This is a genomic window from Bacteroidota bacterium (genome assembly GCA_018698135.1).
Classification (GTDB): domain Bacteria; phylum Bacteroidota; class Bacteroidia; order CAILMK01; family JAAYUY01; genus JABINZ01.
On the sequence record JABINZ010000010.1, the window covers coordinates 48,059 to 71,423 of the forward strand.

The 23,365-nt window shown below is 35.1% G+C and carries 10 protein-coding genes and 1 tRNA gene; 8 read left to right on the plus strand and 3 right to left on the minus strand.

Annotated elements, in window-relative coordinates:
- Positions 1–203 precede the first annotated feature (203 nt).
- The 8 genes from HOG71_00815 (at position 204) to HOG71_00850 (ending at position 9,800) form a co-directional block, all read left to right on the plus strand.
- Entirely contained in the window at positions 204–1,985 is a 1,782-nt protein-coding gene (locus HOG71_00815; protein MBT5989372.1) for a tetratricopeptide repeat protein, read from the plus strand.
- A 30-nt stretch (positions 1,986–2,015) separates the two neighbouring features.
- Positions 2,016–2,972, plus strand: coding sequence for a hypothetical protein (locus HOG71_00820; GenBank protein MBT5989373.1), 957 nt, complete (start codon positions 2,016–2,018; stop codon positions 2,970–2,972).
- 76 nt (positions 2,973–3,048) lie between these two features.
- The gene (locus HOG71_00825; GenBank protein ID MBT5989374.1) at positions 3,049–5,076 is read left to right on the plus strand and encodes a hypothetical protein; all 2,028 of its coding nucleotides are present in this window, start codon (positions 3,049–3,051) and stop codon (positions 5,074–5,076) included.
- 94 nt (positions 5,077–5,170) lie between these two features.
- On the plus strand, positions 5,171–5,710 hold the full coding sequence (locus HOG71_00830) for a DUF4199 domain-containing protein (protein MBT5989375.1): 540 nt from the start codon (positions 5,171–5,173) through the stop codon (positions 5,708–5,710).
- 7 nt (positions 5,711–5,717) lie between these two features.
- Positions 5,718–6,677, plus strand: coding sequence for a glycosyltransferase family 2 protein (locus HOG71_00835; GenBank protein MBT5989376.1), 960 nt, complete (start codon positions 5,718–5,720; stop codon positions 6,675–6,677).
- A gap of 1 nt (position 6,678) precedes the next feature.
- A complete protein-coding gene (locus tag HOG71_00840; protein ID MBT5989377.1) occupies positions 6,679–7,155 on the plus strand; it encodes a hypothetical protein in 477 nt (158 codons plus the stop codon).
- 75 nt (positions 7,156–7,230) lie between these two features.
- Positions 7,231–7,302 (plus strand) — tRNA-Thr (locus HOG71_00845).
- A gap of 44 nt (positions 7,303–7,346) precedes the next feature.
- A complete protein-coding gene (locus tag HOG71_00850) occupies positions 7,347–9,800 on the plus strand; it encodes a DUF3380 domain-containing protein (GenBank protein MBT5989378.1) in 2,454 nt (817 codons plus the stop codon).
- Between the two features lie 9 nt (positions 9,801–9,809).
- Here HOG71_00850 and HOG71_00855 read toward each other — a convergent pair whose 3' ends face one another.
- The 3 genes from HOG71_00855 to HOG71_00865 all read right to left on the minus strand — a co-directional run bounded on the left by HOG71_00855 (position 9,810) and on the right by HOG71_00865 (position 23,362).
- On the minus strand, positions 9,810–11,411 hold the full coding sequence (locus HOG71_00855; protein MBT5989379.1) for a T9SS type A sorting domain-containing protein: 1,602 nt from the start codon (positions 11,409–11,411) through the stop codon (positions 9,810–9,812).
- Positions 11,412–11,485: 74 nt separating this feature from the next.
- Positions 11,486–22,570 (minus strand): PKD domain-containing protein, encoded by an 11,085-nt coding sequence (locus HOG71_00860; protein ID MBT5989380.1) that lies wholly within the window; start codon positions 22,568–22,570, stop codon positions 11,486–11,488.
- A 228-nt stretch (positions 22,571–22,798) separates the two neighbouring features.
- On the minus strand, positions 22,799–23,362 hold the full coding sequence (locus HOG71_00865; protein MBT5989381.1) for an SIS domain-containing protein: 564 nt from the start codon (positions 23,360–23,362) through the stop codon (positions 22,799–22,801).
- Positions 23,363–23,365: the final 3 nt, after the last annotated feature.

A 23,365-nucleotide genomic window follows, 5' to 3' on the forward strand; every position in this document is an offset into this window, starting at 1 on the left:
AGAAATAGACAGTTTTACAAATGCCCAAATTGGTATAATCCGTGTTAAACAATCGCACATCATGGTTTTGCCGTTTTTGGTTAATTAAATTTCTTCTAAAAAAATAAGATAATTAATTGTTTGTATCTCAAAATTTCTTAGTTTTGCAAATGCGTATGAATACGTTTAAAATTCATCACAAAAATAACCTAAAACCGTTGAATATGAAAAACCTTGCTAATTACAGGAAGCAGTTATTTTTTATTGGGATGAGTATCTTATTTGTTTCGTTTTATGGATGTAATCCATTGAAAAAAATGCAGAAAGATCTCGACAAGGTAAAGATTAAAGTTGTTGACGATGTTCTTGAAGTACATGCCGATAGCATCAACGTTTATTTCGACACCTATATTCCTGAAAATTATTTCCACAAGAAAGCAATTATGAAACTTGATCCTTTCTTGTCCTACAAAACAGACAGTATTTTTATGACACCTTTATTGCTTGCTGGCGAAAAGGTTGATTTGCAATCGAATAAAATTCCATCTTCGAATGTAGTACCCTTTAAAGCTGGAGCAACAGTGCCTTATCGTGAAAAATTAAGGTATGAGCCAGGCATGAAGAATTCTACTATTTACTTAGTTGGATCTTACAAGATTGATTCAGATTATGATGAACTTGACAACTGTATCTGTGATGTAAAAAAATATATGATCTCTGAAGGTGTGATAGCTACATCCCAAACAGTTCAGCCAACTGAAACTATTGGCATAGCTGGAAGCTTCACTCCAACCAGAATTGTTGCGAATGGTGTTATTTATTATGAAAACGATAAATATATCATTAAAAAAGGTCAAACTGAAAGTAAAGACTTTAAACTACCCTTCGTACTTGATCCAGTATTCGATTTAGTTATCAAAGAAGGATACCAAATAGAAGGTGTTACTATGCACTCACAAGCTTCTCCTGACGGAGCATTTGATAGAAACGAATTTCTAGCAAAAAGCAGAAAGTCAGTTTCTTATGCTTATATGGTCAAGCGACTGAAAGCTATTGGATTTGAGCAAGTTTATGATTCTGGCTTTTACAAAAGAGACCAGACTTACGAAGATTGGGAAGGTTTAAAACAACTTATTTCAAAAAGTGATCTGAGCATTAAAGAAGATATTCTTAAAATTATTGCCTCCGATCTTCCATTGGATGAGAAAGAAGCAAACATCAGAAAACTTGGTCAGTGGGAAGTTCTTGCAAAAACCATTCTTCCTAAGTTGAGGAAAACAGAAATTGCAATGACAGCTAAAACAATCATTCGTGAGCTGAGCGTTCTGAATGCATTGTACAAAGAGAACAAATTGGATGAATTTTATAACAAACAAGAAGTTCTTTATTTAGCATATAATACCAAGAGTTTAGATGATCAAGCTAAATTATATACTTATTATAATGAGAAATATCCTGATGAGTATGTTGGTTTAAACAACTTAGCTGGTGTTCATATTCTTAAGGGACAATATGATGATGCCCTTGATATTTTAACCAAATTGAATAAGAAACATCCAAATACAAAAGAAGTTCTTCAAAATGCTGGTATTTGCTATAGAATTAAAGGTGAGTATGATACCGCTTTATATATTTATGAGAAAGCTGCTGCTGCAGGTGCTGATGTTAGAAATAACAAAGGAATTTTGTACATCAAAACAGCCGATTATGAATTAGCTATCCAATCTTTTGAAGGAGACAGATATGACTACAACAGAGCTTTAGCTTATACCTTGAAGAAAGATTTAACCGGAGCTAAAAACGTATTGGATAAAATAGACGACAAATCTGCAGAAGATTTTTATCTGAGAGCAATTGTTGGAGCAAGATCAAAAGATGTTGATTTGCTTACAACAAGCTTAACACGTGCAATCAAATTAGATGGTAGCATCAGACAAAGAGCAAAGGAAGATTTGGAATTCAGAAATTACTGGGTAAAACCTGAATTCGAAAATGCTATTAGATAATAATTGGTAAATAAAGAAATAATTACAACTATGAAGAATGCTAAATTGATATTATCTTTTGGGATATTGGCAATGATTGCTTTAGGAATTTGGTCATGCGGTGAGCCAATTATTCCAGACGATCCTAAAGCAAAATTACCAACCTTGTCTGTTAACCCTCCGCAAAGTTTAGCATTTGACGTGGCTAAAGGAGAAGTTATCACATTCCATATTGAAGCAAATGCAAATGCTGATTCAAAAGCTGACTTAAAAATTGTCAAATTTGAGGTTAACTACAGTGCTGGTGGCGATACATCTATATCTTGGAATGTAGATCCTGTTGATGCTCAGTATAAAGTTATCAATTACGATTACACTGTTCCTGCTACTGTAAATGAGGACGATGTGATTACTGTTAGTGTTTCTGCTGAAGATAAAGATGGCTTAATCGGAACTAAAGCGTTTGTTTTAACCGTGAAAGATTTATCTGGTTTAAGTACTGTTGAAGGCATCATTCTTGGAGCACAAAACAATCCTGATATTGGAAGTTTTTATGCTACATCAACTAAAACAATTTTCAAAGTTGCTGATGCACAAACAAGTGGACAATCAACCATCGATTTAATTTATTTCTATGGTACTTCCAACACAGCAACAATTGCTTCACCAGATAATGACAATGTTTTTGGTAATGCCGCTGGTAAAATTTCATCTCTTTTAGTTCAGGACTGGAGTACTAGAAATGCAACAAGATTCAGAAAAGTTGCTTCTATGCCAACTACAGAATGGGATGTTTTAACTTCAACTCGTATCGCACAGATATATGCTACTGCTGCCCAACCTGTTGAAGCATTGGCAAATTTCTTATTTGATGGTACTGGTGGAACACAATCTTCACATGTAGTTTTCAAAACATCAAAAAATAAATATGGTATTTTCAGAGTAAAGGATATTAGTTCTTATGATAATACCGGTGCAATTACAATTGATGTACGTGTACAGAAATAATGATATTAAATAGTAAAAAAAAGCTTCCTGAATTCAGGGAGCTTTTTTTTTGTCTGAAATTTGCTGAAAGATAAACATGAATTTTCTCTACCCTCAATTTCTCTGGGCACTAAGCTTGTTAAGTATACCTATTATTATTCATCTCTTTCATTTCCGCAGATTTAAAACCATCTTTTTTAGCAATATTAAATTCATTCAATCACTGAAAAATGAAAAACAGACAAAAACAAAAATCAAGCATATCCTAATACTTATTTGCCGATTATTAGCTATCACATTTTTAGTTTTTGCTTTCGCACAACCCTATTTTAAAAACAATATCCAAACGCTGGGAAGCGGTAAAAAATCAATTAGCATTTATATTGATAATTCACCCAGTATGGAAAATACTGGAAAATCAAATACGCTTTTTGAACAGGCCAGAAATACGGCAATCGACATTGTTCATAATTTTCAAGTAAATGATGAGTTTCAACTCCTGACTAATGATTTATCACCAAAAGAAGAAAAATACTATAATCAGGAAAGAGCAATATCTATTTTAGAAGAAATGCAGCTGAATTCCCGATCTGTTCAGTTGGAAACCATAACAGATAAAATCGAAGCCACATCTGATAATATTGGTTCTCATATAGTTTATTTGATTTCAGACTTCCAAAAAAGCACATCAAATCTCGCAAAAATCAACTTTGATAGTAGTTCAAACTATTATCTTGTACAGGAAGAAGCACTAAGTATCAACAATATATACATTGATTCTGTTTGGTTCGCCAGCCCAATTTTAAGTTTAAATCACCAGGCATCTTTACAGGTTCGAATAATTAATTCGTCTGATGAGAAAATGGATCAAAATACCTTACGACTTAATTTGAATGGAAAAGAAATAGTAACTAATTGTAGTCTTCCTGCCCAATCAAGTGATGTGTTTTCAATTGAATTTAAGCTGTATCAAGCTGGTTGGAATACGGGCACTCTTAGCATTGACGATTATCCGCTAACTTTTGATGACACATACTTTATCAGCTTTTTCATCAAAAGCCAGAGCAACATATTGCTCGTATCAAATAACGAAAATCCTGTAATGAATTCTGTTTTTAAGACTGATCCATTTTTCAAAACAGAAAATATAAGCTCATCAAACTATTCCCATGAAAATAGTACGAATAAAGACTTAATTATTCTTAACGAATTAGCAGACATTCCGGATGAATTAAGAGCTGATTTAACAGATTATTTAATCAATGGAGGAAATGTGTTTATTATTCCTTCATCAAATAAATTGTTCAATACTGAGGAATACAAGCAATTATTTAATGATTTATTGATTAGCCCTTTTGAAAAAATCGTTGCGAACAAACAAAAAATTGATAAGATTGACTATAGCCACGATTTCTTGAAAAATGTTTTTGAAGGAATTGAAAAGAACATTGACCTCCCTCTTGTTCAAAAATATTATTCCCGAAGTAAAGACAGGTATTATGCTGAAAAAAACTTATTGACTTTAAAAAATGGAGATCCTTTTTTAACACTAAGTCAAGTAGGAAATGGATATGTGTTTGTGCTAAGCTCCCCTACTCATCCTGAATGGAGTAATTTTTATAATCAATGGTTGTTTTTACCCATAATTTATTCCTCAGCATTGTATCAGAATGCATCCAATACAATTTCCTACCAAATAGGTAAAGATCGATCTTTTACTATCCCAGACAGTAAAATGGACATGAAGTCAATCAAATTCAGACGAGGAAATAAAGACTTCATTCCAAGTTACAAACTAATAAATGGTCGTTTGTATTTTTACTTAACAGATGAATTTTCATCCACAGGCTTTTACACCCTATTGGCAGATGATACTACATCAAATAATTCTGCAAAAGTGGCCATAAATACCAACAGAATTGAGTCTGTAACAAAGGTCTATTCCCAAGATGAACTTAGTGAATTCGCAAAAGATAATCGAATTGAATATGTAAATACTTCAGTTGAAAAGATTAGTTCACGTATAGCGGAGATCAATAATCAAAAGGTATTTTGGAAAATTCTAATCCTTTTAACTTTGTTTTTCCTTCTTTGTGAAATTCTCATTATTCGATTATTCAGATAATAGTTCTTAAACTTTTATTCTTCATTTAAAATTAACTAATTTTGACCAAGCCCTAATATAAGTGGAACATCACCTAAACTATTAAAATAAAAACATGATAAAAATCGCAGCAAAATATGGATTGATGTGTGGATTAATTTCTGTACTCTCAGGAACTATATTCTATACGTTGGGTTTGGCATTCAAAAGCCAATGGTGGATTAGTTCAGTTGCTAACATCCTTATCTTTGTCTTAATTATTTTCCTTGTTATTGTTGCTGTAAAGGAATTTAGAAAACAATTAGAAGGAATAATAACTTTTACAGAAGCTTTTACTACAGCAATTTCAGCTTTCATTATTGTTGCATTACTTTCTTCAGTTTTTAACATTTTACTTTATACAGTTATTGATTCTGAATATCCTGAAAAAGTAAAAATTACAGCTATTGAGCGGATGGAAAAACAGCTCGATAAATCTCCAATGGAGGACACTAAAAAGGATGAGATGATTGAAATGCTCGATTCAAAGGATTTCACCTATACCGGTCCTAAAGCAGTTAAATCTTTTGGTTTTACAATTTTGTTCTATAGTATTATCTCCTTAATAATTGCTGCTGCTATTAAAAAAGACATCAACGAAGTTCCCTTAAATTAAGTTGCATATGGATATTAGTCTTGTTATCCCACTATTAAATGAAGAAGAATCCTTAACAGAACTTACTGAATGGATTGAAAGGGTCATGACTGAGCACAAGTTCAGCTATGAAGTTATATTTATTGACGATGGAAGCACCGATCAGTCTTTGTCAATTATCAAAACACTGTCAAAAAATAACGCTGCCATCAAAGGTCTTAGCTTCAGAAGGAATTATGGTAAGTCGGCTGCTTTAAACGAAGGATTCAGATTATCAAAAGGTGATGTGGTGATAACCATGGATTCTGATTTACAAGATAGTCCAGAAGAAATACCCGAGTTATTCAAGATGATCAAAACTGATGGCTATGATATTGTTTCTGGCTGGAAGAAAAAACGTTTTGATCCGATTAGTAAAACCATACCCACAAAGCTTTATAATTGGGCAACCCGAAGGTTAACAGGCATTAAACTCCATGATTTTAATTGCGGATTAAAAGCGTATAAATCGGAGGTCGTAAAGAGCATCAATGTGTATGGTGAAATGCATCGCTATATTCCTGTATTAGCTAAATGGCAAGGCTTTTCGAAAATCGGAGAAAAAGTTGTTTTACATCAGGCCAGAAAATATGGCGAAACAAAGTTTGGCTTAGAACGATTCATAAGAGGTCCTCTCGATTTACTTTCCATTATGTTTGTCTCAAAATTCAGCAAACGGCCCATGCATTTTTTTGGGAGTCTGGGAATACTCTCATTTTTAGCTGGTTTTATCATTACTGTTTGGCTTATTAGTGAAAAGTTTTATGCTCGTTTTGTAGACTCCTATGAAGGTCGCGACATTATTGAGAAACCACTTTTTTTTATTGCACTCCTGATGTTGATGATTGGAGTTGTGTTATTCCTTGCAGGATTTATTGGAGAACTGATTTCTAAAATTACAGATAGTAAAAGCACGTCTGTTATCAAAGAAAGGATTAATATCAATTAACATGAGCTTTGTTTTTTCAACGAAAAGAATAGGCTTTTTTCTGATTATTTTCAGCCTCATTTTCACGCAGTATTCATGCAACATCAATAATAATTTAGATGCAGAAGGCTATCTTTTCTATTACATTGATGAATATGGATATCAAGTGAAACAATCTGATGCAGTTTTTCAGAAGAGCCAGACGATTATTGTGTATCTACTGAATGTCGGACCTTTTGAAGCTGATTCAGACTCCCTTGTCAAATTGAATATGGATGTTGAAATTCTATATGGTAAAAAGAAAAGTGTTTTCGAAAAAGAAAACTATTTGGGCGATGAAGATTTCACAGAAAGTAAGGATACTATTCCCTTTTTATACGCAGTTTGGCAAGCCAGTGAACTAAATGAAACCGGACAATATACTTTCAAATTGAGAGTAAAAGACGAAGTGAGTGGACACAAAAGCATTTTTAAACCCTCATTCACAATTGTAGATTAAGAATATATTAAACCCTCATTTAATTAAAACCTCAAAGAATTTAATATTCGTAAATTTGCACCGAATTACAGCATTGCCTCTCTAGCTCAGTGGTAGAGCAACTGATTCGTAATTAGTAGGTCGCCAGTTCAACTCTGGTGAGAGGCTCACATTTTTTAAAAATATAATAATTCCATATAAAACAACTTCACATGAAGATTAAAGCCATTATAATAACACTAATAATTAGTCTGTTTCTGTTCGAATCATACGCCAACAAACAGTATTTTAATTTAAAAAGTCCTCATAATACAATCTATACGCACATCGAAAGTCTCAATGATGCACATTTCAATTTAGATAGAGCAGCATCTACATTAAATTTCAATGGGGAAATTAAAGAGGCACGTAATCTGGCCATAAAACTGAAACAGATTTTTGATAGCAAGGGCTTATTGGTTAAATATGGCAAATTACCTACTAATCCTAACTATGGTGATAGCATTGCCACTAAGTCCGTTTACACACCTTTTTCCGAACTACCTGAAGTATATCTCGAAAAAGCAAACGGGAAGTGGCTGTATTCTGCAGAAACAATAGAAGCAATCCCCAGTATTCATAAAAGTATTTTCCGTTTTGGAACCGATAAATTCTTAACTCTGCTTCCTAAAGCAGGATCAGATAAATTTCTGGGTATACAAATCTGGCAATGGATTGGGATTCTAATCATTATTGTCTTTTTAGCCATCTTATACTTCTTATTCAGATGGATATTCGGTTTTTTTATTTATCGAATAGTTCAGGTTTTTATAAGCCCAAATTTGGCAAAAACATTTATCAAGCCTCTAACTAAACCATTAAGTGGTTTATTAATAAGTTTATTGCTTCTTATTTTCATCCCTGTTCTGCAGTTTGGAGCAAAAGCTAACAACACCTTAATCATTATTGATACGGTATTTATTTCCCTATTTATCATCATTATGTTGTATCGATTAGTTGATGTTTTAGGTGCCTATTTGTTTAAAGCTGCTTTGAAATCAGAAAGTACAATGGATGACCAATTGGTTCCTTTAGTAACCAAATCGATGAAAGTTTTTGTGGTGATCATTGGTGTTTTATTTGTTCTGCAAAACCTTGATTTCAATATCATGGCTTTGTTAGCAGGTATCTCAATTGGAGGTATTGCTTTTGCATTGGCAGCACAAGATACCATCAAAAACCTCTTCGGATCGTTGATGATATTCCTTGACAAACCCTTTCAAATTGGAGATTGGATTGTGAGCGATGGCGTTGATGGCACAGTTGAAGAAGTTGGTTTTCGTTCAACCCGGATTCGTACATTCCAAAATTCATTGATTACCATTCCAAATGGTAAACTAGCTGACTTTTCCATTGACAATATGGGATTAAGAACTTATAGAAGATTAAGTACACAATTAGCAATAACGTATGATACGCCTCCTGTAAAAGTAGAAAGCTTTGTTGAAGGAATTCGAGCTATCATAAAAGCACATCCGCATACTCGTAAAGATTATTATATTGTTCAACTAAACAACCTTGGAAGCCACTCCCTCAACGTTATGCTTTATGTATTTTTCGTAGCTGATAATTGGCAATTGGAATTAAGATATCGCCACGAATTGCTTTTACTTGTTATGAAGCTGGCTGAGGAGTTAGACATCAGATGGGCCTTCCCAACCCAAACTTTATTTGTGGAAGAAGTTCCTGGAAAACCTTCACTTACTCCTGAACACAAAACTGACAGGGAAGAAAATAGAAAAAAAATACACAATTTAGTTGCTAATATGAAGCGGAGCCCACAATATTCGGCTAAATCAACCCAAAGTAAACCTATTCACCAAACTGTACAGGCAAAAACAGTTGCTGATGATACCAGCTCAACTCCAAAATTACAGCAATTTAAAGACAAGCTTAAAAAGGTAACCGAAAAAAACAAACCTGTAGAAGAGCAACATAAGAAAGAATTACAAAAAAAGGATCAGCAAAGAATTGAGCAGCAAAAAATTGAACAACAAAAAATTGAGCAAAAGATAACCGAAAAGACAATTAAAAAAGGCAAAGAACTTACTGACAATGAGATTATTGATGCAGCGAACAAATATAAAATTGATATTGCTGCATTAAAATCAGTTATTGAAGTTGAAGCAAAGGCCAAAGGTTTTTATGCTGACGGTAAACCAAGTATTGCTTTTCACGGACAAAAATTCTGGAAAGAACTGATTAAAAGAGATATTGATCCAAAAAGCTTAGTCGAGAAACATCCAAACATTGTTTATGAGCGATGGTCAAGAAAATATATCAGACAAAATGAAAAAGAATACGAGCGTTTGGAAGTAGCAAAATCTATTGAAAAAGAATCGGCTTATCTGTCAACCAATTGGGGTATGTTTCAGATTTCAGGTCAAGATTTTAAGAAATGCGGATTCAATAGCATTAGTGAGTTGGTTTACAATGTTTATAAAACTGAAAAAGAACAATTGGAAGCATTTTGTCAATACCTGGTATCGCGTAAACTAGTTGAGGATATACAAGAAAAGAACTGGAAAGAATTTGCTACAAAATACAATGGTCCTGCAAACGCAAAAGGAAATTTTGATCAGAAATTAGAAAAAGCTTATCAAAAGTTTTCGACTGAGTCGAAATAGGCATTCGTTTTATTGCTTCAATACTTTAATGCTGTTTACAAGCTGGTCTGTATGCAATTCCACAATGTAAACTCCATTTTCCCATGTTTCAGTTTGAATATGGAATGAGTTTATTGATGATGAATAATTCTTCACAAAAACTTCTTTGCCTAATATATCGCGAATGATTATTGTCGCACTATTATCAAAAGATTCGTCCAACTGAATTTTCAAGAAATTAGTAAAAGGATTGTTCAATACAATCCTATTCTCTGTTTTTTCATTTTCAGAAATACCTGTAAAACACAGTGAATATGATTCCAAACCTGCCTCCAAATCATCTCCAAGAATGGATGTTTTAAAACTTGCTGACATAACTCCTATTGTAGTAGTAATATCACTAATTGACAAATTTGCGTTTGACTCGCTAGGGTAATAATCACTTTCGTAACAACCAGAATTACCCGAATAATCTGCTTTAATCAAATAGCCATCCCATTCTGTTGCTCTGAATGTAGAGGAGCTAAATGATTTGGTATTTGCTCCAATTACTATTTTCTCATTGACAATAAATGACGATTTTGTTGGAACTACCTCATCCTCACCACCACCATAGGCTTTCAGCCAGTTTAGTTTTCCATCGGTGCTGAAATTGGACAGGAAAACATCTCGTTCTCCTGCCGAATAGGAGTATGTCCATCCATTTACGAAATAACCATTTTCTACCGTAGTAAGTATATTCATAATTACTTCTTCACCATTTCCACCAAAATATTTTTGCCAGACCAAATTCGCATTATTGTCCAGTTTAACAAATATATTTTCCTGATTGTTAGCGGGAGAACTTGTTTTACCACCTATTAAATAGTTTCCTAAACCATCCTGATTAGCACAATAAGCATAATCTTCAGAGGCTCCTCCAACAATAGTACAGAAATCAATGATTCCATTTTCATCAACTTTCATGAGCAACATATCGTGCTTACCCGATCCATACGTAAAAGTAGCACCTGCCAATAGGTATTTCCCATCATTTGTTTTACGCATATTATAGCACCATTCGTTTTGTACTCCTCCATAGGATTTTGCCCATTCAAAACCACCAGTGGATGTAATCTTCATTAAACAGATATCCATTAAACCATGAGAATAAGACTGTGTTTGACACAATAAAAGATACTTCTGATTACTTAACTCAACAACATCCCAAGCCAGTTCTTTTAAGGATCCGCCAAAAGTTTTGTTCCACATCATTTGCCCGTTTGCATTGGTTTTAACAACATAAATATCGTTTTCACCGAACGTATTGGTCCAGGTATACCCTACAATTAAATAACCACCATCGGAATTTTCTATCAAGGAAATTCCTTCATCGTGTCCTTCTGCTCCATATGTCATAGACCACATCATATTTCCTTCAAAGCTGAATTTAGCCAAATACATATCCTTATCGCCTTTACCAAAGCTTGTGGTATAACCCGTGCTTGCATAGCCCCCATCACTTGTCGGAATGATTTTCCTAACATAATCACTTCCTATTTGTGTACCATAATGTTTCTGGAAAATATGCTGCGCAAAAGTGCATGAACAAAAGAATAAACCTAGAATTAAGACGATCCAAAACTTTTTCATAGTAAGAGTAATTAATAGATTAAAGTAAGAGAACTAACTCAAAATTAAGTAATTAATTCATTTAATGAATCAAGTTAACGCAACAAAGTAATTGTTCCTTTTATGAATTTCTTTTGAGTTTGTGTACCCCTTGCGCTAATATGATAATAATAATCGCCTAGCTGACAGGCTTTCTCTTTAAACCTCCCATCCCATTGATTCTCTATATTATCCGACTCGAACATTTTTTCTCCCCACCGATTATAGATCACTATATAAAAATCAGTAATAAAAATTCCTTTGACCTCAAAGTAATCATTTAAACCATCTCCATTTGGCGTAAATGAATTGGGTACAAACAACCTGAAAGGAGTTGGAATACAAACTTCATTGGAAACAGAAACCTGATTATCAAGATTTCTTTGTGCTATGATGGAATAGCAATACTTGCTCTGATTCCTATTTGTTTCCTGTTCTGTGTATGAGAGAGGACTATCGATAACACTATTCAAATAGGTATATGTTCCAGACACACTCTCACTTAGCATGACTTGATATTCCTGCACGCCTTGTGACCAATATTCATAGGCTGACCAAAACAAAACAGGGAACTGATCGGTGGTATCCACTTTCAACAATATTGATTTCCCAATATTACTGAGAGGACTCAAATGCTGGCAACTATCAATAATATACAGTCGATAGGTATAGGACAAATCATCTACACTAACTGCTAGGTCGTTGTATTCTACTTCATCGGGTAGAAAGTCCTTCAGATGACTGAAATTAAAATTATCTGGTGACTTCTCCATCACATAGGTTTCGGGGCGGCCTTGAGTAGCTGGTAACCATTCGATCTTAACATATTCATCTTCTTCTACTGTTGCACGGTCAATAAGCGGAGCATCCGGATCAGGATAAATAACAATCTTTTCTGTTGTGCTATCAAAACAACCTTTATCTGTTTCAACAATCAACTGAGTCAAATAAGTTCCTGATGCATAATAGGTATGAAGTGGATGTTGCAAAATGGATGAGCCACCATCTTTGAAGTCCCAACTCCAGGCAACAACTGTATCGGGATTTTTTACTGTCGACAGATCTGTAAAAATAATGCTGTCGGCTATGCAGGCGTAGGAGAAACTGAAGTCAGCCTCTGGCATGGGATGAACAACAATTTTTTTGCTTAATGTATCCAAACAATTGTAATTGGATTTAGAAATCAACCGAATTGAATAGGAACTATCCATTTGATAAGAATAATCAGGATTTGCCAGTGTTGAAAAAGCTCCATTCTCAAATAACCAATTATATGTCAATGAACCATAGCCAATTAAACTTTTATTTGTAAAAACAAATTGATTATCAGTCAGACATTGGGTGCTGTCATTGATTGCAAAATCAGTAAGCGGCATAGGTCTCACATACAACGTTTTTTCTGTGGAATCCTTGCAGGCAAGAGCAGATTCAATTATCAACTTCACTAGATAATTATCATAATCCTGATACATATGATTGGTGTCTTTTGCAAAAGAAAAAGTTGAGTCACGGAAATTCCAGAGGTAGCTCAATTGTCCATAAGGAATGACAGACAAATTCGTAAAGTTGAAGTTATTACTCCTGAGACATTGACTACTATCATCAACTGAAAAATCTGCCACAGGCATTGGATTAACAATCATCAATTTAGATATAGAATCTTTACAATTGAAATTCGAAGTGAGCAGGAGCTTCACTGAAAATGTATCGTAATTTTTATAGACATGATCAGGACTGATTTGAATTGATGTAATACCATCCTGAAAGTCCCATAAATAGCTTAATGATCCATAATAAATACTTGATTGATTGGTGAAAATGAAATCATTGCCAAACAAACACTGACTGCTATCATTAACTGAGAAATCACTCTCAGGCATAGGCCTCACATACATCTCTTGTTCAATTGAATCTTTACATCCGAATTGTGTTGTTGCTAATAGCTTGACCGAAAGAGTGTCGTGATTAGCGAAAGCATGTGTTGGACTTTGAGCTGTATCTATATGACTGTCCCTGAAATCCCACAGATAACTCATGCTGCCATAAGGAACAGTTGAAGTATTGAAAAAGGCAAATGAATTGGCAAATAAACATTGAGATGAATCGTTGACATAAAACTCAGCCACTGGCATAGGCCTCACCACCACTTGATTGCTCACTGAATCGCGACAATTCATGGCAGAGTTTATTTTTAACTCAACCGTTAAAGTGTCCCAATTTAAATAGCTGTGATTAGCATGTTCAAGTGATGATTGATCGCCATCTCCATAATCCCAGAAGGAAGAAAAACTACCTGATAAGATGTTTGACAGATTGGTGAAACTAAAATTATTGGCATACAAACATTGATCATTATCATCAATAATGAAATCCGCATTTGGCATGGGATGAACATAAACAGGATATGAAATTGAATCCAGACAAGATTGATTGGAAGTCAGGATTAACTTGACTTCAAAAGTATCAGGATTACTATAGATGTGTGAAGGATTATTCACAAAAGAATAAGTTGAATCTCCAAAATCCCAATAGGGTGAATAAAATCCATATGGAATGCTAGATGTATCTGTGAACTCGAACAGGTTGTTTTCCAGACAAAGGGAATTGGAATCAATTACAAAATCAGGTTCCGGTAATGGAAAGATGATTACTTTTTTAAAGGTGGAATCCTTGCAGCCCCAATCAGAAATATTCAATAAAATAACATTCAGTGTGTCGTAGTTCAGATACGTATGGTTTACATGAGTTTGATTCGAAGAATCAGTATCTCCAAAATACCAGATGTAATCAACACTCCCTGAACTTATGGTTGAACTGTTTGTAAACTCAAATAAATTGTTACTCAAACATTGGGTAGAGTCGTTGATACTGAAAGCAGCAAGGGGTTCAGGATGCACATGAATGTAAATAAAACCAAAAGTGGAATCAGTACAACCATTTCCTGATGTTGCCAAAAGGTGAACATCAAATGTGTCAGGATACATATATGAATGAACGGGATCTTTTAAAGAAGCTATCCCTCCATCCCCAAATCGCCAGTAATAAGTCATCGTGCCATAGGGAATGCTGGATGTATTGGTAAAACCAAAAGCATTTCGTTCGAAACACTGTGAGGTATCCCAAATAAAATAATCGGCAATTGGCATCGGATGAACAACCAATAAGCGGCTTGTTGTATCTGAACACACCTCCCCTGATGTGGTAATCAGGATGACTGTGATGGTATCGAAAATGGAATAGCTATGTTGCGGATTTTCCAGATGGGATGTATCATTATCCCCAAAGTCCCATCGATAAGTCAGGTTTCCTGAAGGAATGTTAGAATTATTTGTGAAGGCAAACTGGTTTCCTTCCAGGCATTGGCTGCTGTCATCAATGGCAAAAGCTGAAACAGGCATGGGGAAAACGATAATGTTTTTATCCAGTGAATCTGAACAATCCAAATTGGATGTGGCAATCAGGTTTACTGTGAAAGTATCTGGATTATCATAGCAGTGTTGGGCATTTTGAGTAAATGCACTGTCTCCGTCACCAAAACTCCATTGATAACTTTGTGTCCCGGATGCAATTGTGGAGCTATTTGTAAAAACATAATCGTGGTCGAAAAAGCATTGGTCACTGTCGTTGATGGAGAAAGATATTTGCGGATTCGGGAAAACATAAGTTGTTTTAAACGCTGAATCCATACAATTCTGATCAGAAGTAGCCAGCAAGCTGACTGTGAAGGTATCATCTGAACTATAAGAATGACTAGTTGAACTAAGCGTAGTCGAAGTGTTGTCCCCAAAATCCCAAACATAGCTTAGGCTGCCATGCGGAATTGATGAACTATTGCTAAAGGAAAATACATTGTTGTTGAAACATTGTGCTGAATCGTTTAGGAAGAAATCTGCATCAGGCATTGGAAATACAATCGTTGTTTTATAAGCTGAATCTTTGCAGTCCATAGCAGAAGTCACGAGCAATTTGACAAGGAATGTATCAAAAAAAGTATAGGAATAAGATGGACTGGTCGCAGATGAAACTCCTGAATAATCACCAAAATCCCAATTGTAACTCACTGTTCCAGAATTAATGGAGGATGAGTTGTTGAAGCTGAACTGGTTATTGATTAAACACTGAGCAGAATCATTGATGGAAAAAACTGCCTGAGGCATGGGATGTATGTAGGTCTTTTTATAAGCCGAATCCAAACAACCTTTGTCTGAAGTCACTTTCAATTCTACGGTGAATGTATCGTCTGAATTATAGTAATGAGTTGGAGCACTGAGCGTAGTCGAAGTGCTATCTCCAAACTGCCATTGATAGGCTAAACTACCATAGGCAATTGTGCTGCTGTTTGTAAAGTTGAATACATTGTTGTAGAAGCATTGGGAACTGTCGTTTACATCAAAGCCTGCAATTGGGTTTGGATAAGCAATGACATCTGTATTGGCAGAATCCCAACAATTGTGACCAGAAACCACCATGAGTTTGACGGTAAATGTATCAAAGTTCAAATAAGAATGTGTTGCATTTTGACTGTTTGACGTATCATTATCTCCGAAATACCAGATATAATTTATGGAACCTGAAGAAATTGAAGACAAATCAGTAAAATAAAAACTGTTGTCGCTTAAGCATTGATCCATGTCATTGACAGAAAAATCAGCATCCGGCATAGGGAAAACAATGACCTCTTTGGTCAGAGTATCCTTACAACTATTATTAGAAGTCGCAATTAATTGAACTGTAAATGTATCATCTGCATTATATGAATGAGTTGGAGCACTAAGCGTAGTCGAACTGCTATCCCCAAATTGCCACTGATAAGCCAGTGAACCATAGCCAATTGTAGAGGAATTGTTCAAAACAAAAAGGTTGTTGGATAAGCATTGGTCGCTATCGTTAAAGGAGAAAGCAGGAATGGGAGATGGCCAAACAATTACGCCTTTCTCCAAAGAATCTGCACAACCAAAATCGGTATAAGCCAATAGTTTTACTTGCAGGCTATCATAAGCAGAATAACTATGACTAGTGTTCTTAACGCTATCTATCGAATTATCGCCAAAGCTCCACAAATAAAAGATGCTGTCGTTTTGATTGATGGAAGTGCTGTTGGTGAATTGGAAATAATTTTCATTGAGGCATTGCTCATTGTCATTTATGCTAAAAGAAACAGTTGGTGTTGCATGGATAATGACCTGAATTTGATTTAATGTGTCTTTACCGCACATATTGTTGGCTACACAGAAATACCACCCACTATCACTTAAGGATGTTTGAGGAATAATATATTCAGTTGATGTAGCTCCATTGATTGCATTTCCATTTTTAAACCATTGATAGTAGATAGGTTCTGTCCCTGAAGAAGAAACTTTTAAAATAAGGGAGTCGCGTTCACAAATTTCAGCATAAATAGTTTCTGAGAGCTTAACAACCCAGCCATCATAATTTCCATTATTATTACTAACATCTCCATTTGTTGATCCGGTCTCTCCTGAAAAAATTATATTGCCATTCTTGTCTTTTGTAAGACATAAAGCTGGATCATTATAAGTTCCACCATAACAGTGTTCCCATACTAAATTGAGATTCTTGTCCAATTTAGCAATATACGAATCAGTATTCCCTTTATATCCTTCTACACCTGTGCCTGTATTAATTCCTGCTATATAGTAATTCCTAAACTGATCAATCAAAATGCTATGTGCTTGACCATTAAAAAAAGGACTATTACAAATCCAAGTTCCGGAAGTATCCAAAAGGGCCAAATAATTAATCCCACCTATTGCAATTTTATTGTTATCCGTTAAACAAATTGGAAAAATCCAGGAATTATAAAACTGATTATTTGGATTTGTTTTTTTCCAGATTACATTTCCATGCTTATCTGTTTTGATTAAATCAAGATATATGTTTTTCGGAAAGATTATTTCAGTGGCTATTGAAATATATAAAAATGAATCGTTATCCTGTACAACTGAATAAGCTATATTATTCCGGTTGTCTCCTATGACTTTGGACCATTCTAAATTTCCGGATGCAGATAATTTCAGTACCCAGACATCGGAATATCCATTATTATTAGCTACATCATAATCATCTGAATTAGAATAGCCTACAACTAAATACCCCCCATCTAATGTCTGAATAACAGATTCTGCTTCCTCATTATCACTTCCACCATATGATTTCTGCCATATCAGGGTCCCAACAGAATCAATTTTAAATATCCAAAAGTCCTTGTCTCCATTGTTTTTTGTCAAGTCACCATTTGAGGAACTTGAATAACCAGCAATTACATAAGCTTCTTCATTTCTTGCTTTTATTATGGACCAAGCCCAATCATCATATAATCCTCCAAAACATTTCTTCCATACAATATTACTTGCTGTATCAAGCTTAACTATCCAAATATCAGTACCCCCATGATTACCAGTTACTTGCCCATTTGTTGAATTAGCTGTATTGGCAATAATGTAACCATCATCAACAGCCACCATAGAATATGCAGCATCTGTACTTGTACCGCCAAGGCATTTTTGCCAAATGAGTTTTGGTTTCTCAGTAGTTGTACTTTGTGTTGGAATAATATGTAATGCTGGACTTTGATAAACACTTAGATTTATTATTATGGATGTATCGGTTCCGCAGATATTTTGAACTTCACAGGAATAATCACCAGAATTCGCAGCTTCAGAATTTGAAATACAATAAAAACTATCGCTTGCCCCACTTATATTTTGTCCATTCTTCTTCCATTGGAAAGTAAAAGGCTTTGTTCCGGTGCAAGTCACATGGAAACAAATGCTTTCCCCTTCACAAAGTGTATCACCTTGAGATTGGGCTACAATCGTTGGTTTTTCAACAATCACTATTTGTTTGAAAGTGGAATCTTTACAACCATAGGCACTTTCCACATTCAGTTTTATGGTAAAGGTGTCTGGGCTTGAATAATGCACACCGAAACTATCGGTTCCGCTTGTATCGCAAATGGCATAATCCCAGCCATAACTTAAACTTCCTGAGCCAATAAAGGAACTGTCTTCAAACACAAAAAGATTTGAGGGTAAACATTGGTTGGTATCATTAATCGTAAAATCAGCCACAGGACTTGGGCGGATAATGACATTCTTCTCTATTGAATCTGCACAGCCAAATTCAGTATAAGCCAGCAATTTTACCTGCAGGCTGTCATAAGTGGAATAGCTATGACTGGTATTTTTAATGCTGTCTGTTGAATTATCTCCAAAGCTCCACAAATAATAGATGCTGTCGTTTTGGTTGATTGAAGTGCTATTTGTGAATTGAAAGACATTTCCATGAAGGCATTGTTCAGCATCGTCTATACTAAATCTTGCAACAGGGGTCGGATGAACGTAAATAAAAATATCCTCCAGTGTGTCGGATGAGCACATATTACTGGCCACACAATGGTAAATTCCGCTATCCCATAAATTTACATGAGCAATGCTGTAGACATCACTATTTGCACCAATTATAAGGCTGTCGTTTTTAAACCATTGGTAATTGACATTTCCCGGAATGTCTGCAGTCACATTAATAAACAAGCTGTCGTTTACACAAAGTTCTTTCTCATAGGTTTCTTCCAATTTCACTATCCAAACATCATTGCCACCGTGGTTTCCGCTAACATCTATATTGTTTGACATAGAACGTCCAACAACCAAATATTCTTTTTTCTTGGTTTCAACAATTTCATCCGATTGGTCATTTGATGTACCTCCAAGGTTTATTTCCCATTCCAGCTTTCCCAAGCTATTCGTTTTAATAACCCAGTAATCAATAGTCCCATAATTCGTTGAAACATCCTTATCAGATGATGCTGACGCACCCGAAAAAACAAAACCATTGTCTTGTGTTTGTTTTATTGACCATCCCTCATCGTTGCCACTTCCTCCATAACGATTTTTCCAAAGTATATTTCCCTGTGTATCTATTTCTATAATAAAATAATCATAAGCTCCTTTTGCATTGTTAATAAAGGTATTATTTGAACTTGTACGCCCTGCCAATGCCAATCCATCATGGGTAACGCATATTCCCTGACCCCAGTCATAGCCTGATCCCCCATAGGTTTTAGCCCAAACGAGGTTTCCATTGGTATCTAATTTCGAAAGCAGAATATCCATACCCCCATAACTTGTTGTTATATTACCGTTCGAAGAATTTGTATAGCCAATAGCATAAATATAATTATCTTTTACAATGATATCATAACAAGCTTCAGCAACACTTCCTCCAATACAAGTCGACCATTTTAAACTGCCTGATTTATCGAGTTTGAAAACCCACATATCACTACTGCCATGATTTCCGGATATATCCCCATTGTTTGAATAAGTGACACCACCGATAACGATGGAGTATTCATTTATTTTTTCCGCACAATTGGCCTGATCTGTTGAAGAACCACCCACACATTTTTGCCATTTGAGTGTCCCGTTTCCATCAAACAAAACGCTATATGCATCATGGCTACCGTGATTTCCACTTATACTACCATATTCCGAAAAACCAGTAACGAAATAATGATTTTCGTATAATTCAAGGATATCTTTTGATTCTTCATTGCCAGATCCCCCAAAGCATTTTTGCCACAATGTATCCCCTAAGTCATTAATTTTAACTGCCCAATAGTCTTTCATCCCGTTATTTCCTGAGACATCATAATCATTGGAGGAAGTAAAACCCGTAAACAGAAAAAAGTTATCCGTTGTTCTGTTTAAGCCAAAACAATAATCATGAGCAGAACCACCATAACACTTTTGCCATTTGATATAGGGCTTGTGGGATTTGAAATCATTTTCATTAACCAATGACAATTCTGGTTTTTGAACTATGTTCAAATATATATTCGAGCTGGAGTCATTGCCACAGGAATTCTCTACCACATATTTATATATTCCAGAGTCAGAAGCAATGAGAGGCGACAGGCAAAATGTATTGCTTGTTGCTCCATTAATTACTTGACCATTTTTCTTCCATTGATAACTAAAAGGTGTCGTTCCAGAGACAGAGTCTGTCAGACAAAAACTCAAACCTTCACATAGCGTATTACTATAGCTTGAAAGTAAAACTTCCGGTTTCTCGATAATAACTATTTGTCTAAATGTCGAATCCTTGCAACCATAAGCACTTTCAACATTCAGTTTAATGGCAAAAGTGTCAGGGCTTGAAAAGTGAACTCCAAAACTATCCGTTCCGCTTGTATCACCAATAGCATAGTCCCAACTGTAACTTAAACTTCCTGAACTGATTACAGAGCTATCCTGAAAGACAAAGAGGTTGGAAGCAAGACACTGGCTGGTATCGTTGATGGAAATATTAGCTTCTGGTAAAGGATGGATTTTCACTTTGACCGTATCCTTCACTTCACAATTTGTTGTGTCAATTAGCGTAACACCGTAGTTATTAGGTGTTGATTCGGTGCAAGTAAGGCTATAGGAACTTGAATTATTGTACCAGTTTACTGAGTTATAACAATTCGTATTTGTGATTGTAAAGGTAGTTGAATTCCCCGGACACACTGTATCAACATCAGCAGGAGAAAACACAGGACTAATTCCATACTTTGGCGAAATAAGGATGGTATCATAACCTTTGCATTCAGCAATTTGCGCCCTGACATGATATGTTCCGGGAGAACTAATAGTAATGCTTTGAGTTGTTGCATTCGTATTCCATAAATAGGATGCTGTTAGGTAATAGGCATTAAGTTGCATTGTTTTATTTAAACACATGGATGTATCTGTTCCTAAATTGATATGAGGTTCAATGTCTAAGAATACAATACTTCGTGAAGTGGATGAAATATAGATGGTATTGATGCTTGGACTGTGTGATAATTCACTCAAACTATAGGATGCTGGAGTCAAACTTAAACTTGTTGTTCCTAGGCTGATTGTCCTAAAATTACAATTAATGAGGCCGTTAGCATCAGTACGAATAAGATAAATATCCTCATCTGCTGAGTTTCCATTTCCAATATTAAAACTTTTTGAATGAGAAGGAATAGTCATGCTGTTATCACTGTTAACGAAAGCATTATTGGTTCTATGCTTTTCGATACTATTTCCACCAAATTCTCTGGACCACTGAATATTACCATTATTGGAAAGCTTCAAGAATAATAAATCAGATTGGCCTAAACCATAGCTTTCCGTTCTCCCAACTAAATAAATCTGTTTGGATGAGATTTCCTGAATGAAAGATGCTTCATCATAACTACTTCCGCCATACGCTTTAGCCCACTTAACTATACCAAATGAGTCTGTCTTAAGAGCTATCACATCTGAATTACCACTTCCATAACTCGTTGTGCGTCCAGTAAGTAAAAAGCTGTCTCCAGTAATAACATTTCCAGAATAACCAAATTCTTCAGCTGTTCCTCCATATTTTTTTGCCCAAACTAACGATCCATTCTTAGCCGCTTTTAAAATTATAATATCATGTTGGGTGCCATTAAAATAAGTTCCACCAATTAGTAAACTACCAGAACTCAATTCTGACACCATATGAGCCCAATCGTTATTCGTAGTCCCGTAGGTCTTAAGCCATAACAAGGAACCTGTTGGACTTATTTTTAGCAGCATCACATCTCGCCCTCCCTTCCCGTAACTATAAGTATACCCGGCAATTAAGAAATTATTGTCTTGGGTTGCAATTATCTGATGAATATTCTCTTCACCACTACCACCGTATGTTTTAGTCCAGAGAATACTCCCTGAACCATTAATTTTACTGACTATAACATCCTTATTTCCAGCGCCATAACTTAATGTGGTGCCAAGTACAAGATAGCCACCGCTGCATTTAACAATAGACACTCCATCATCATGTTGTGTTCCACCAATGGTTTTCGCCCATATTAATGAGCCCTGCTTAGTCACTTTACAAACTAAAATATCTCTGCCACCATTCGTATAGCTTTCGGTATTACCCACAACAATGTAATTGCTATCGTGAGATTGAATTATATCTTGTGGTACATCATTACTATAACCTCCTAATAATCGTTGAAAAGATTGAGCGTGTATGTGAAAAGAAAAAAATTGTAAAAGAAATAGCGTAAGGATGAAAATTCCCTTGTGTTTTTTCAAGTCCCTAAGTTTCAAGATGTCAGTAATAATCTTCATTCAGATTAAATTTATCTTATACACCGTGTGAAACACCTATCTGCTTTTACCAAAAAAAATGCAAAAGAATAGAATATCAAAGAGAAAGCATCCATTATTTGATCATTATATCATAAATAATAAAAGTTTAATTTAGTTATTTTAATTGATATAATAGAATTGAATATGTAGGATGACTATATCCGAAGAGGGTTGTTATGAATTGATGGATAATTGAATGCAACAAATTTATACATCCACTTTCAGCATATCCGTAAGCAAATGCAATAGCAATGCATGTCCTATTTCAACCACTCCATAGTCATTGGAGTTTAACCAAAAGTTATAATGGCCTAATTTCCTGAGTGGATTATCAGCTAAAAACCCTGAGAAGGTGATTACACCCGCATTTTTCTGCAAGGCTACTTGCACTGCATTCACAATATTTAATGAAGAACCCGAGCTGCTTACAGCAATTAAAACATCCTTTTCGCTAATCAATGTTTCCAGTGGCTTGCTAAATACCTGCTCATAGCCATAATCGTTGGCAAAACAAGTAATTTGGCTATTATCAGTAAGCGGAACAGCTTTAATTTTACACGCATTGACAAAATCTACTGAGGAGTGAGAAATAATTCCGCTACTCCCGCCATTTCCAACTAAATATACAGTTCCTCCAACATTTTTACAACTCTTAATCAATTCAGTTGCCTGATTATATGCACTCGTTATTTCGCAAGAAACAAAATTCTCTTTGCTTGCTTCTGCCAAGCTAACTGCTTCACTAAAATGATCAATGTATTGCTTAAACATATT